Raw genomic sequence first — 14,501 nt, 5'->3', positions numbered from 1 at the left:
CCGGGCGGCGGGAGAGCACAGGGCACGGATGGTGCCGTAGGTCACGTCACTCCACGACGTGGCGGCCCTCGGGGCGGGCGCTGCACGAGGCGCGGAACGCGCAGTGCGTGCACTGCTGGCCGGTGGTCGGGGTGAACCGTTCGTCGAGGACCTTGCCCGCGGCGGTGGCGAGCAACTCGCCGACCCAGTCGCCGTCCAGGGGCTTCTGGGCCTGCACCTTGGGCAGTGTTTCGCCGCCGTCCCGCACGGCGGCGCCCTGCCGGAGCTGGACGAGTTCGGCGCCGCCCGGCTCGGGGCGTACGCCGTCGAACGCCTCGTCGACGGCGCCTTCGCGGACCGCGAGCTGGTAGACGGCGAGCTGCGGGTGGCGCGCGACCTCGGCCGACGTGGGCGCCTGCTTGCCGGTCTTGAAGTCGACGACATAGGCGCGGCCGTCGCCGTCGGCCTCCACGCGGTCCATCTGGCCGCGGATGCGCACCTTGTACTCACCGGCTTCGAGGGTGATGTCGAAGTCGTGCTCGCTCGCCACGGGGGTGCGGCCCGCGCGGTCCAGCACATGCCATTGCAGAAAGCGTTCGAGGGCGACGCGCGCGTTGTCCTTCTCCTGGGCGGACTTCCACGGCGCGTCGAAGGCGAGCGCGTTCCACACCGAGTCGAGGCGTTCCATCAGCACGGGCAGATCGGCCGGGGAGTGCCCGGAGGCGACCTCGTCGGCCAGGACGTGCACGACGTTGCCGAAGCCCTGGGCGGCCGTCGCGGGCGCGTCGGCCTTCACCTCGCGGCCCAGGAACCATTGCAGCGCGCAGGTGTTGGCGAGCTGGTCCAGGGCGCTGCCGGAGAGCACCACGGGCTGGTCCCGGTCGCGCAGCGGCACCGTGGCGGCGGTCGGCTCGAACAGGCCCCACCAGCGGTCGGGGTGCGCGGCGGGCACCAGTGGGCGACCGTCCTCGTCGGCGAGGGCGGCGAGCCGGGCCAGCCTGCGGGCGGCGGCCGCCCGCAGCGCCTCCGAGGCGCGCGGGTCGACGGTGGTGGCACGCAACTCGGCGACCAGCGCGGCGACCGCCAGGGGGCGGCGGGGGCGCCCGGTGACGTCCCGGGGTTCGACGCCGAGTTCGGTGAGGAAGCGGGAGGGCTGGTCACCGTCGTCGGCGGGAGCCTTCACGGCGGTGACGACGAGCCGTTCCCTCGCGCGCGTGGCGGCGACGTAGAACAGACGGCGTTCCTCGGCGAGCAGCGCGCCCGGTGTGAGGGGTTCGGCGAGTCCGTCGCGGCCGATCCGGTCGGCCTCCAGCAGCGAGCCGCGGCGGCGCAGATCCGGCCACAGGCCCTCCTGCACGCCCGCGACGACGACCAGGCGCCATTCCAGGCCCTTGGAGCGGTGCGCGGTCATCAGGCGGACGGCGTCGGGGCGCACGGCCCGCCGGGTGAGTGTGTCGGCGGCGATGTCCTCGGCGTCGACCTCCTCCAGGAAGTTCAGCGCGCCCCGGCCTCCGATGCGCTCCTCCGCGCGGGCGGCGGTCGCGAACAGCGCGCACACGGCGTCCAGGTCACGGTCGGCGTTGCGGCCGGCCGCGCCCCCGCGCCGGGCGGCCCCCTCCAGTCGCGCGGGCCATGGTGTGCCCGCCCACAACAGCCACAGCGCCTCTTCGGCCGTACCGCCGCGCGCGAGGCACTCACGGGCCGAACGCAGCAGTCCGCCGAGCCGCTGGGCGCCGCGCGCGTAGGCGGGGTCGTGCACGGCCAGCCGCTCCGGCTCGGCGAGCGCCCGCGCGAGCAGTTCGTCCGACGGCGGCGGCAGCGCCGTGCCCCCGGCCCGCTCCTCGTCGCGCAGGGCCCGCCCCAGGCGGCGCAGATCGGCGGCGTCCATACCGGCGAGGGGGGAGGTGAGCAGGGTGAGGGCGGTCTCGGTGTCGAGCCAGCAGGGCTCGCCCGCGCTCACCCGGCCGCCACGACCGGCCGCCTCCTTTGCGGGCGCCTCGTCGCCGCGGCCGGTCGCCTCCGCCGCTGGCACCTCAACACTGCCGCCCGTCGCCTCCCCCGCAGGCGCCCCGTCACTGCGGCCCGCCTCCTCCGCCGCAGACACCCCGTCCCGGCGGCCCGTCGCCTCCGCTCCAGGCACCTCGTCGCCACGGCCCGCCGCTTCCCTCCCAAGCACCTCGTCGCCGCGCCCAGTCGCCTCCCCCGCAGGCGCCCCGTCGCCGCGCCCGGCCGTCTCCCCGGCAGGCACCCCGTCGCCACGGCCCGTCGCCTCCACCACAGGCACCCCGTCCCTGCGGCCCACCGCCTCCCCTCCAGGCAGCTCAAGGCCATGCCCAGCCGTCTCCCCCGCAGGCACCCCATCCCCCCGGCCCACCGCCTCCCCTCCAGGGGCCCCACCGCTATGCCCCGTCGCCTCCGCCATGGCCACCGCGCGGAGTGCCGTCAGCAGGGGGGCCACCGAGGGTTCGTGGCGCAGGGGTGCGTCGTCGCCGTCGATGTCGAGCGGGACGCCAGCGGCGGTGAGGGCGCGGCGCAGGCTCGGGATGGTGCGGGATCCGGCGCGCACCAGGACGGCCATCTCGCGCCAGGGCACGCCGTCCTCCAGGTGGGCCCGGCGCAGGATGTCGGCGATGTTGTCCAGCTCGGTGCCCGCCGTCGGGTAGGTGAAGACCTCGACCCGGCCGCCCTCGCGCGCGGGGGCGAGTTCGCGTTGGGCGCGCACCTTGTCGGCGGGGAGCCGGGTCAGTGGCATGCGGCGGGTCAGCAGCCGGGTGGCGTCCAGCAGGGCGGCACCGGAGCGGCGGGACGTGCGCAGCACCTCGACGGGGGCCGGGCGGCCCGTCGCGCGGGGGAAGTCGCGCGGGAACTCCAGGATGCCGTTCACGTCGGCGCCCCGGAAGGCGTAGATCGACTGGTCGGGGTCGCCGAAGGCGACCAGGGTGCGTCCGCCGCCGGCCAGCGCGTGCAGCAGCCGTACCTGGGCCGCGTCGGTGTCCTGGTACTCGTCGACATAGACGGCGTCGTACCGGGCGGCCAGCCGCTCGGCGACCTCCGCGCGGTGGGCGAGGAGCACCGCGCGGTGCACGAGTTCGGCGTAGTCGAGGACGCCCTGGAGGTCGAGCACGTCGAGGTACTCGGCGAGGAAGGCGGCTCCGGCCCGCCAGTCGGAGCGCCCGATCCGGCGGGCGAAAACGTCCAGGGCCTCGGGCCCGAGGCCCAGTTCGCGGGTCCGGGCGAACACCGCGCGGACCTCGTCGGCGAAGCCGCGCGTGGTGAGACAGGCGCGCAGTTCGTCGGGCCAGCGCAGATGGGCGAGACCGGCCCGCTCCAGGTCGGCCTGGCCCGCGAGCAGCCCACGGACGGTGACGTCCTGCTCGGGGCCGGACAGCAGCCGCAGGGGCTCGGCGAACAGAGCGCTGTCCTGGTGCGCGCGGACCAGCGCGTAGCAGTACGAGTGGAAGGTCGTCGCCCGGGGCGCGTGGGCCGCTCCCATGCGCAGCGCCATACGGTCGCGCAGTTCGACGGCCGCCTTGCGGCTGAAGGTCAGGACGAGGATCCGCTCGGGGTCGGTCCCGCGCGCGATGCGGGCCGCGACGGACTCCACCAGTGTGGTGGTCTTTCCGGTACCCGGACCTGCGAGAACGAGCAGCGGGCCGCTCTCGTGGGCAACCACCGCGCGCTGTTCGGCGTCCAGACGAGGGGGATCCGGCAGGGCCGGTGGAGTACGCACCAGCCGGTAAGCGCCACGGTTCCCCCGCCGCACCTGGAGGTGCGGCGGGCGCCTGGTGGAGGAAGAGGAGCTCACGTGGTTCGCCGGTCCTGGTGGTCGTGCTCGGGTCTGTCCCGGGCGGCGGTGTGCGCCCTCCCGGAGCGGATGTCGGGGGACGGTCTCCGTCAGGTGTCGAGGACGGTGACCGAGGGGTGAACGGGACGGGTGCAGGTGACGCTACGCCGCCGAGGACAGCGGAAGACGGACTTCCGCTTCTTCCCGTGCGACCCGTACGTCACGCGCGCCCCGCGCCTCACGAACGTACGTCATGTCACGGAAGTGACCAATATCGCTCGTACGGATCACGTGCCCTCCATGGCGGCCTCGAATGGCGGAAGCTGTCAGGTGTGAGCCTGACCGTGTTCGCCGCCGTCCCAGCGCGCCCGTCTCATATCGATACGGGGCAGATGGCCTTCGGCGGCCCGGCTCGCCTCCTTGAGCGGCGTGCCCTCGGTTCTGTACCGGTCCAGCGCCCGCAGTTCATGTCCGGGCAGCAGGACGCCGTCCGCGCGGACGACCCGCCACCACGGCACCGCGGCGCCGTACAGGGCCATCACCCGGCCGACCTGACGGGGCCCGCCCTCCTGGAGCCACTCCGCGACATCGCCGTACGTCATGACATGGCCCGGCGGGATCAGTTCGGCGACCTCAAGGACCCGATCTGCGTATTCCGGATATTCCGGGTGTTCCGGCGGCGCGTCCCCGTGCTCCGCGCGCGCCTCCCCCGGCAAGCTCTCCTCGCTCATTCGCCCCATCCTGCCCCACCGCACCGACAGTGCGGCGGGCTCGGGCGGTGTGCGGCCCTCGCTCCCCGGCAACGCTTCCGGCACCGTTTCCGGCAAACTGCGCCGCCCCGCATTTGCACCCTGATGCCCCCGTGTGTCGGTGCGGCATGCCACCATCGTGCGGGCGGTGACCGGTGATACGAGACCAAGAAGGGTCGATGAAGCAGCAGGGTGTGCACCCCGAGGACGCGGAGGGTACCTCTGAGGCCGCGTCGCGCCCGGACACCGCCGATGCGGACGCGAAGACCCGCAGCGGGAACGCGAAAACCGGCGCCCGCGCGGAGCACGATCCCGACGGCCGCGCCGACCCCGATCCCCATGGCCAGGACGACCACACTCCCCGTGGCCACGACAACCCTGCGCCCGACGGACCCGGCGACGGCGGATCCAGCGACGGCGGATCCGACGGACCCAGCGACCCCACCAGTCCCGGAGACCCCGGCGATCCCGGCGACCGCGACCCCCCCGATGACGGCACAGGCCCCCCCGACGGCCCCGGCGACCACCACCCCGGCGGCGGCCCCGCGGCCCACGACCCCGACGACCCCCACGCGGATGAGGTGCAGGGCGACGAACCGCTCCTCCCCGCGCGCGTGCACCGCCCTTCCGACCTCATGCGCCTGCTGGTCGGTGTGCTCGGGGTCGTCGTCCTGCTGGCGATCTCGGCCTTCGCGCACGGCACCACGTCCGGCCTGGAACAGGACATCAGCAAGGGCACCGGACAGGCCCCCGATCTGCTGATCAAGATCGCGGGACTGGCGTCCAGCATCGCGATCCTGCTGGTGCCGGTCGCCTTCGCGATCGAACGGCTGATCAAACGCGACGGTCTGCGCATCGCCGACGGTGTGCTCGCCGCGGTCCTCGCGCACGGCGTGACCCTGGCCACCGATCTGTGGGTCGCCCAGGCGGCTCCCGAATCGATCCAGCAGGCGCTCACCCAGCCCTCCCCGGGCAACGTCAGCGTGCTCACCGACCCGGTGCACGGCTATCTCGCGCCGGTGATCGCCTACATGACCGCCGTCGGCATGTCGCGCCGACCACGCTGGCGCGCGGTGCTGTGGATCGTGCTGCTGCTCGACGCGTTCTCCATGCTGGTCACCGGCTACACGACACCCTTCTCGATCATCCTGACGGTGCTGATCGGCTGGAGCGTGGCCTACGGCACGCTCTACGCGGTCGGCTCGCCCAACGTCCGGCCCACCGGCCGCACACTCATGGCGGGCCTCAGGACGGTCGGCTTCCGCCCGGTGAGCGCCGCGCGGGAGGACTTCGCGGAGAACACCGACAACGGCGACCGCGGCCGGCGCTATTTCGTCACCCTGGAGGACGGCCGGCCACTGGACGTCACGGTCGTGGACCGCGAGCAGCAGGCGCAGGGCTTCTACTACCGGGTGTGGCGCAATCTGACGCTGCGCGGCTTCGCCACCCGCCGCAGCCTCCAGTCACTGCGCCAGGCGCTGGAGCAGGAGGCGCTGCTGGCGTACGCGGCGATCGCCGCCGGGGCCAACGCGCCGAAGCTGATCGCGACGTCCGAGCTGGGCCCCGACGCCGTGATGCTGGTGTACGAGCACACGGGCGGGCGTTCCCTGGACGCGCTGGCGGACGACGAGATCACCGACGATCTGCTGCGCAACACCTGGCACCAGGTGCGCGCGTTGCAGTCGCGGCGGATCGCCCATCGCAGGCTGGCCGGTGACGCGATCCTGGTGGATCGCTCCGGCAAGGTGATCCTGACCGATCTGCGCGGCGGGGAGATCGCGGCCGGAGATCTGCTGCTGCGGATGGACATCGCCCAGCTGGTGACCACCCTCGCGCTGCGGGTGGGCGCCGAGCGTGCGGTGGCCTCCGCGCTGAGCGTGCTCGGGCCCGACACGGTGGCCGACTGTCTGCCGATGCTCCAGCCGATCGGCCTGACCCGCACCACGCGCACGACGCTGCGCCGGCTGGCACGGGAGCGGGGCGAGCGGGAGCGCGAGGCGGTCCTGGAGGCGTCCCGGCAGGCGAAGCTCGCCCGCGCGGAGGCCGCCGGGGGCGACTTCGCGGCCGCGCTCGAAAAGCCCGGCAAGAAGGCCGTACGCGCGCAGTCACGGGCCGAGAAGCGGGCCATGGACGAAGCCATGGACGAGGCCCGCGAGGAGGATCCGCTCACCCAGATCCGGCACGAGGTGCTGAAGATCAGGCCGCAGGCACCGGTGGAGCCGGCCCGCCTCGAACGGGTCCGGCCGCGCACCCTGATCAGCATCCTCGCGGGTGCCATCGGCGCGTACTTCCTGCTGACGCAGCTCACCCACATCGAGTTCGGGACCCTGGTCGCCAACGCCGAGTGGGGCTGGGTCATCGCGGCGGCGCTGTTCTCGGCGGTGAGCTATGTGGCCGCTGCGATGAGCCTGCTGGGGTTCGTACCGGAGCGGGTGCCGTTCGTGCGGACCGTGGCGGCGCAGGTCGCCGGGTCGTTCGTGAAGATCGTGGCGCCCGCCGCGGTGGGCGGGGTCGCGCTCAACACCCGGTTCCTGCAACGCCAGGGCGTGCGCCCGGGGCTCGCCGTGGCGAGTGTCGGCGCGTCGCAGCTGTTCGGCCTGGGCTGCCACATCCTGATGCTGCTGGCCTTCGGCTATCTCACCGGCATCGAGAAGACGCCGTCGCTGTCGCCGTCCCGGACGGTCATCGCGGGTCTGCTGACCGTGGCGGTCCTGGTGCTGGTGGTGACGTCGGTGCCCTTCCTGCGGAAATTCGTCGCCACGCGCGTGCGGTCGCTGTTCGCGGGTGTCGTGCCGCGCATGCTGGACGTGCTCCAGCGCCCGCAGAAGCTGGTCACCGGCATCGGCGGCATGCTGCTGCTGACGGCCTGCTTCGTGATGTGCCTGGACGCCTCCATCCGGGCCTTCGGCAACGAGTCCACCTCGATCAGCCTCGCCAGCGTCGCAGTCGTCTTCCTCGCGGGCAACGCGCTGGGTTCCGCGGCGCCCACCCCGGGCGGCGTGGGCGCGGTGGAGGCCACCTTGACGGTCGGCCTGATCGCCGTCGGCCTGCCCAGCGAGGTGGCCGCCCCCGCCGTCCTGATGTTCCGCCTGCTCACACTCTGGCTCCCGGTGCTGCCGGGGTGGCTGGCGTTCAACCATCTGTCGCGCAAGGGAGCGCTGTAGGCCCTCCACGGGTCGGGCGTACGAACCGCGGGGCACCACCGCCGTACCTCTTACGGCCCGCGCCCCGAGCGCGTTGTGCGGCCCGACCGCAGGATGGGTTCATGCCGAAACGATCCTTTCTGCGTGCCGCCGCCCTGACCGCCACCGCCGTGCTGCTCGGCTCCGCCACCGCGGGCTGTGGCGGTGACGCTCCCCTGGGCGTGGATCTGACGGCGCAGCGGCTCAGCTGGAAGGACTGCCCGGCGCCGTCCCAGGCGGAGGGCGGCGGGGAGGCGCCGTCACCGCTGCCGGACGGCACCGCGTGGCAGTGCGCCACCATGCAGGCGCCACTCGACTGGGACCACCCCCAGGGCGAGATGCTCGGGATCGCCCTGATCCGGGCGAAGACCAGTGGCACGGCGGACCAGCGGATCGGTTCGCTGATCTTCAACTTCGGCGGTCCCGGCGGTTCGGGCGTCACCACGCTGCCCGCCTTCGGCAGCTCGTACGACACCCTGCGCACCCGCTACGACCTGGTCAGCTTCGATCCGCGCGGGGTGGGCCGCAGCGACGGGGTGCGCTGCGAGAACGACCAGCAACTGGACGCGTACTTCCAGCAGGACGCGACCCCCGACGACAGCGCCGAGCGCGCCACCTACCTCGCCAACGTCAAGGGCTTCAACGCCGCCTGTGAGAAGAACTCCAAGACGATCCTGCCGCATGTGCGCACCACGGACGCCGCCCGCGATCTGGATCTGATGCGGCAGGTTCTCGGCGACGACAAGCTGTACTACTTCGGGATCTCGTACGGCACCGAACTCGGCGGGGTCTACGCCCATCTGTTCCCCAAGAAGGTGGGCCGGGCCGTCTTCGACGCGGTCGTCGACCCGACGCAGAACTCCGAGCAGGGCTCGCTGGGACAGGCCAAGGGTTTCCAGCGCGCGCTGGACAACTTCGCCGAGAACTGTGTCTCGCAGACCGAGGACTGCCCGATCGGGGACAGCGCGCAGGACGTGAAGAACCGGATCGCCAAACTGCTCAAAGATCTCGACCGCAAGCCGATCCCGGGCATCTTCCCGCGTGAGCTGACCCAGACCGCGGCGACCAGCGGCATCGCACAGTCGCTGTACTCGCAGGACTTCTGGCAGTACCTCACCGAGGGCCTTGAACAGGCGTACGACGGTGACGGGCAGATCCTGATGCTGCTGTCCGACTCGATGAACGGGCGCAACCAGAACGGCGAGTACAGCAATCTCACCGCGGCCAACGTGTCCATCAACTGCGCCGACGACAAGCCCCGCTACGACGTGGCCTACGTGGAGCGGAAGCTGCCGGAGTTCCGGGCCGCCTCGCCGGTGTTCGGCGACTATCTCGCCTGGGGCATGATCAGCTGCACCGACTGGGCGGTGCCGGGCGCCGCCGACCACCCCGACGTCAGTGCCCCGGGAGCGGCCCCGATCCTGGTCGTGGGCAACACCGGCGACCCGGCGACGCCGTACGAGGGCGCCCGCAAGATGGTGACCGCGCTCGGCGACGGCGTCGGCGTGGAGCTGACGTACAAGGGCCAGGGGCACGGGGCCTACGACAGCAACAACCGGTGTGTGCGGACGGCGGTCGACGGCTATCTGCTCAACGGCCGGGTTCCGCCGGCCGGAACCGTCTGCGGCTGAGCACCGGCACTCCGGCCCTCCGCGGCGGCCGACCCCCACCACCTCAGAGAAGTCGCAGGTCAGAAGGTTATCCACAGGCTTCGACGGATTTTCCTCGCCCCGCCTACGATGGTCACACCGTTCGCCGTCGAAGCGCGGACGGCCTGCGAGGGGGAAGGTGCGATGACGCGTTTCGTACGGTGGTCCGCGCTCGGTGCGGCTGCCGCGCTGCTGGTGGCGGGGTGCAGCCCGGGTTCGTCGGACGAGGGGAAGGGCGGGGAGAGTTCGAGTGCGTCGGACGCGGCGCCGCCGTCCGGGTCCACACTGCCGTCGTCGCTGACCTCGCAGAAACCCGGCTGGGGCGAGTGTGATGGCACGGATGACTCCCCCGCACCGGGCGACGGCTGGGAGTGCGCCACGCTCAAGGTGCCCTTGGACTGGTCGAAGCCGTCGGGCGAGACGATCGGCCTGTCCCTGATCCGCTCCGAGGCCACGGGCGGCGACCGCATCGGCTCGCTGCTGTTCAACTTCGGCGGACCGGGCGGCTCGGGGGTGTCCACGATGCCGTCGTACGAGTCCGTGGTCTCCCGGCTGCACGAGCGCTACGACCTGGTGAGCTGGGACCCGCGCGGGGTCGGCGGCAGCGAGGGCGTGCGCTGCCGGGACAACGCGGAGATCCAGGCGGCGGAGCAGGTCGACGCCTCGCCGGACACGGCGGCCGAGGAGGAGGCGTTCCTGAAGGACGCCGCCGACTTCGGCGACGGATGCGAGGAGGCGGCCGGGCCGCTGCTGTCGCATGTCTCCACGACGGACACCGCGCGGGACATGGACCTGATGCGCCTGGTCCTGGGCGACACGAAGCTCCATTACCTGGGCTTCTCGTACGGCACGGAACTCGGCGGGGTCTACGCCCACCTGTTCCCCGAGAACGTGGGACGGCTGGTCCTGGACGCGGTGGTCGACCCGGCCGCGGACACCGTCGAGCACGCGAAGAACCAGACCCAGGGCTTCCAGCGCGCCCTCGAAAACTATCTGGAGTCCACCGGCGAGGACCCGGCGCAGGGCACGGCCAGGATCGCGGATCTGCTGGCGGGACTGGACGCGGAGCCGCTGCCCACGTCGGGCGACCGGGAGCTGACCCAGTCGCTCGCGGTCATCGGGATCGTGCTGCCGCTGTACAGCGAGTCCGGCTGGCCCAGCCTGACCGACGCGCTGGCCGCCGCCGAGGAGGGCGACGGATCCGGGCTGCTGGCGCTGGCCGACGCCTACAACGAGCGGGACGCCTCCGGCGGTTACGGCACGACGACCCACTCCCAGCGCGTCATATCGTGCCTGGACGACAAGCAGCGGCCGACCGTCGCGGAGACGAAGCAGCTGCTGCCGGAGTTCGAGGAGATCTCACCGGTCTTCGGGCCGTTCCTGGGCTGGGACACGGCCGGCTGGTGCCACGACTGGCCGGTGCCCGGTCAGTTCGACACCCCGGAGGTGAGCGCGCCGGGCGCGGCCCCGATCCTCGTGGTCGGCAACACCGGGGATCCGGCGACACCGGTGGAGGGGGCCCAGCGGATGGCCGACGAGCTGGGCGAGGGTGTCGGCGTGGTCCTCACCTGGGACGGCGAGGGGCATGGCGCCTACGGCAGTGGGAGCGACTGCGTGGACTCGGCGGTGAACGCGTATCTGCTGGACGGCGAGGTGCCCGACAACGGCACCCGCTGCTCATGACGACGGCGGGGGCCACCAGCACCCATGGCGCTCGTGGCCCCCGCCGTACGGAGTGCCGGACCGGCTCAGTAGACCGGCTTGTCCGGTTCGATCTGGTGGACCCAGCCGATGACGCCGCCGCCCACATGGACCGCGTCGGAGAAGCCCGCCGACTTCAGGACCGCGAGGACCTCCGCGCTGCGGACACCCGTCTTGCAGTGCAGGACGATCTTCTTGTCCTGCGGGAGGGCCGCCAGGGCGGTGCCCATCAGGAACTCGTTCTTCGGGATCAGCTTGGCGCCCGGGATGGAGACGATCTCGTACTCGTTGATCTCGCGGACGTCGATGATCTCGATGTTCTCGCCGTCGTCGATCCACTCCTTGAGCTGCTTGGGAGTGATCGTCGAACCGGCGGCGGCCTCCTGTGCCTCCTCGGAGACGACCCCGCAGAAGGCCTCGTAGTCGATCAGTTCGGTGACGGTCGGGTTCTCGCCGCAGACCGCGCAGTTCGGGTCCTTGCGGACCTTCACCTGGCGGTACTGCATCTCCAGGGCGTCGTAGATCATCAGCCGGCCGACCAGGGGCTCACCGATGCCGGTGAGGACCTTGATCGCCTCGGTGACCTGGATGGAGCCGATGGACGCGCACAGCACCCCGAGCACACCGCCCTCGGCGCAGGAGGGGACCATGCCGGGGGGCGGGGGCTCCGGGTACAGGCAGCGGTAGCAGGGGCCGTGCTCGGACCAGAAGACACTGGCCTGGCCGTCGAAGCGGTAGATCGAGCCCCATACGTACGGCTTGTTCAGCAGCACGCACGCGTCGTTGACCAGGTAGCGGGTCGCGAAGTTGTCGGTGCCGTCGACGATCAGGTCGTACTGGCTGAAGATCTCCATCACATTGTCGGCTTCCAGCCGCTCCTGGTGAAGGATCACGTCCACGTACGGATTGATGCCCTTGACGCTGTCACGGGCGGACTCGGCCTTGGAGCGGCCGATGTCGGCCTGGCTGTGGATGATCTGCCGCTGGAGGTTCGACTCGTCGACCTCGTCGAACTCCACGATGCCGAGCGTGCCGACGCCCGCCGCGGCGAGGTACATCAGCGCCGGCGAGCCCAGGCCGCCGGCGCCCACACAGAGCACCTTGGCGTTCTTCAGCCGCTTCTGCCCGTCCATCCCGACGTCGGGGATGATCAGGTGGCGGGAGTACCTGCGGACCTCGTCTACGGTGAGCTCGGCGGCGGGCTCGACCAGGGGTGGCAGCGACACGGGGACTCCGTTGGTCGGTCTATCACTACGATTGTTCTCCCCGTAACAGTGCCACGGCCTTTTTCATTCCGAGACACATGGTCCAAGGCGCGAGACAATCTCGTCCCAGTAGCCGGGCATGGCCGTCCAGGGGTCCTCGGCGCCTCCCGGATCGCCGCGGACGGCGCGGTCGGTGAGCCAGATCGTGGCCGCGCCCTGCCAGCGGGCGATCCGCAGCGCCTCGTCGAGATGCCCGCCCGGCACGCCGTGCACGAAGTGGCAGAACTTCTCCGGTGGATAGCCCGCGGTCCACTCGGGCACCTGCGACCAGCGGTAGTCGCTCCAAGGGCCGGAGAAGGTGACCAACTGGTCGGCGTTCTCGGCGTAGCCGGGGTGCGGATGGGTGCCGTGGCCGAGGACGACATGGGGTTCGCGGTCGCTGATCGCGCGAAGGGTGGTGACCGTGCGGCGGATCTCGGGGAGCGTGTCGCGGTCGGCCGGGCAGCGGTCGAGGAGGAAACCGTCGGCGAGGTACCAGTCGAGATAGCGGTGGGCGTCGGAGATCATCTCGCCGAAGCCTCGGGTGCCGTAGCCGGAGTCGATGCGGCCGAGGACCCGGACGCCGGCGTTGCGCAGCCGGCCCGCCGCCTCCAGGCAGTGCGGGTCGGGGCGGTCGCCGGGACCGTCGGCGACATCGAGGACGACCCAGTGCAGCGGGGTGCCGGGGTGGGTGAGCGCGGCCCACTCGGCGCGGGCGACCAGGGGGTGCGCGTAGCCGGGGACACCGAAGCCGGTGCCGAGACCGGTGTGGGGGACGCTTCGGCTGGTCGAGGACCTCGGGGCGATCGGGGTGCTCGGGGTGATGCTGGTCAGATGCGACACGCGGCCTCCATCCAGATGTCGGCGAGGGATTCTTCGAGGTGGATCCGGGGCCGCCAGCCGAGCCGGTCGCGGGCGGTGCGCACATCGGCCTGCTGCCAGCTGCCGCAGCCGTCCGGGTACGGGTACGCGACGGGGGCGATGTGGTCGGAGTCGCCGCGCGGGTGGCCGATGGTCCCGCGCAGCGGCGGGCCGGGCGGGCCGTCGAGTTCGTGCAGGGCACCGCCGTAGCCGGCGACCCGGGCGAGGGTGGCGGCGGCGTCGCGCAGCCGCACGGCACGGCCGGAGCCGATGTTGATCACGCCCTGGGCGGCCGAGAGGGAGGCGGCGTGCACCGCGCGGGCCACGTCCCGTACGTCGATGAAGTCGCGCTGGGCGCCGAGGCCGCCGAGCTTGAGTTCGCCGTCGCCGGACTGCATCGCGCGGCGCATCGCCTCGGCGAGCCGGCCGAGCGGGGAGCCCGCCGGGGTGCCGGGTCCGGCCGGGGAGAAGACCCGGAGCACGACGGCGTCGAGGCCGGAGCCGAGGACGAGTTCGGTGGCGGCGAGCTTGCTGACGCCGTAGGGACCGCCCGGTCGTGGGACGGCGTCCTCGGCGGTGGAGGAGCCGGGCTGGCTGGGGCCGTACTCGGCGGCGCAGCCGATCTGCACCAGGCGGGCACCGCAGCCGCTGCGGCGCAGGGCCTCACAGACGGTGGCGACGGCGACGGTGTTGTGCCGGGTGAGGTCGCGGGCGCCGCCGCGGGTGGTGCCGGCGCAGTTGATGACGACGCCGGGGTGGACCGCGTCGAGGAACCGGGTGAGCGCGCCGGGGCTGCCGGACGCGAGGTCGAACCGGACGTCGGCGTCGTCGCCACGGCCGAGCGCGGTGAGCTGGACGGCCGGGTCGGCGAGCAGCCGGTCGGCCACGAAGCGGCCGATGTATCCGTTGGCTCCGATCAGCAGGACCCTCATCGGGCGGCTCCCGGGGTGTGCGCTCCGGTGGTGCCAGAGGCGCCGTCGGCCCCTGGGGCTCCGGTCGCGCCGGGTCGGGAGGTGGTCATCAGGTGCTCTCCTTCGAAGGGGTGGTACGGGGGCCTCCGGCGGGTTGCGGGGGGCCGGGTGCCCGGGGTGGGGCGGGCGGAGCGAGTAACGGGGCTGGTGTGCCGGGGGTTGGGGGTGGGTGACGCGGGTTGCCTGGGCGTGGGGGGCGGGCGCTGGTTGGTTTCGGTTTCCGGGGTGGGCGTCGGCCGGGGGACTCCGGCGGTCCTGCCCGTGCCAGGCGTGCAGTGTCCTGAGGCAACCACGGCCCGGCCTTGAGCCCGTCCCAGAGCCGGCGGGCCAAGCCCGGGCGGGGCGACGAGAGTCGCCGCCCCACGACCAGGTGGGTGGCCC

At 72.5% G+C, this 14,501-nt stretch carries 8 protein-coding genes; 3 read left to right on the top strand and 5 right to left on the bottom strand.

The window, feature by feature from the left end; genetic code table 11:
* Positions 1–46: 46 nt before the first annotated feature.
* Together ACFRFC_RS28135 and ACFRFC_RS28130 are read right to left on the bottom strand one after the other, a co-directional pair.
* Positions 47–3,784 carry a UvrD-helicase domain-containing protein gene (locus ACFRFC_RS28135; RefSeq protein ID WP_382685001.1) on the bottom strand — a complete coding sequence of 1,246 codons (3,738 nt, stop codon included), beginning with the start codon at positions 3,782–3,784 and terminating at the stop codon, positions 47–49.
* Between the two features lie 305 nt (positions 3,785–4,089).
* Positions 4,090–4,494, bottom strand: coding sequence for an MGMT family protein (locus ACFRFC_RS28130; RefSeq protein ID WP_382684998.1), 405 nt, complete (start codon positions 4,492–4,494; stop codon positions 4,090–4,092).
* Between the two features lie 197 nt (positions 4,495–4,691).
* Between ACFRFC_RS28130 and ACFRFC_RS28125 the strand changes: the two genes are divergently transcribed.
* The 3 genes from ACFRFC_RS28125 to ACFRFC_RS28115 all read left to right on the top strand — a co-directional run bounded on the left by ACFRFC_RS28125 (position 4,692) and on the right by ACFRFC_RS28115 (position 11,026).
* Positions 4,692–7,676, top strand: coding sequence for a lysylphosphatidylglycerol synthase domain-containing protein (locus ACFRFC_RS28125; protein ID WP_382684995.1), 2,985 nt, complete (start codon positions 4,692–4,694; stop codon positions 7,674–7,676).
* 101 nt (positions 7,677–7,777) lie between these two features.
* The gene (locus ACFRFC_RS28120; protein WP_382684992.1) at positions 7,778–9,325 is read left to right on the top strand and encodes an alpha/beta hydrolase; all 1,548 of its coding nucleotides are present in this window, start codon (positions 7,778–7,780) and stop codon (positions 9,323–9,325) included.
* A 162-nt stretch (positions 9,326–9,487) separates the two neighbouring features.
* On the top strand, positions 9,488–11,026 hold the full coding sequence (locus tag ACFRFC_RS28115) for an alpha/beta hydrolase (protein ID WP_382684989.1): 1,539 nt from the start codon (positions 9,488–9,490) through the stop codon (positions 11,024–11,026).
* A 65-nt stretch (positions 11,027–11,091) separates the two neighbouring features.
* Here ACFRFC_RS28115 and moeZ read toward each other — a convergent pair whose 3' ends face one another.
* The 3 genes from moeZ to ACFRFC_RS28100 form a co-directional block, all read right to left on the bottom strand.
* Positions 11,092–12,270: an adenylyltransferase/sulfurtransferase MoeZ gene (moeZ, locus tag ACFRFC_RS28110; RefSeq protein WP_382684986.1), complete on the bottom strand. Its 1,179-nt coding sequence runs from the start codon at positions 12,268–12,270 to the stop codon at positions 11,092–11,094.
* 63 nt (positions 12,271–12,333) lie between these two features.
* Positions 12,334–13,095, bottom strand: coding sequence for a spherulation-specific family 4 protein (locus tag ACFRFC_RS28105; RefSeq protein WP_382685161.1), 762 nt, complete (start codon positions 13,093–13,095; stop codon positions 12,334–12,336).
* A gap of 23 nt (positions 13,096–13,118) precedes the next feature.
* Positions 13,119–14,081: an NAD-dependent epimerase/dehydratase family protein gene (locus tag ACFRFC_RS28100; protein ID WP_382684983.1), complete on the bottom strand. Its 963-nt coding sequence runs from the start codon at positions 14,079–14,081 to the stop codon at positions 13,119–13,121.
* Positions 14,082–14,501 lie beyond the last annotated feature (420 nt).

Origin of the sequence: Streptomyces sp. NPDC056734, assembly GCF_042790455.1 — a bacterium.
Classification (GTDB): Bacteria; Actinomycetota; Actinomycetes; order Streptomycetales; family Streptomycetaceae; genus Streptomyces.
The sequence above is the reverse complement of the archived record's forward strand: the minus strand, read 5'-3'. Positions and strand labels throughout refer to the sequence as shown.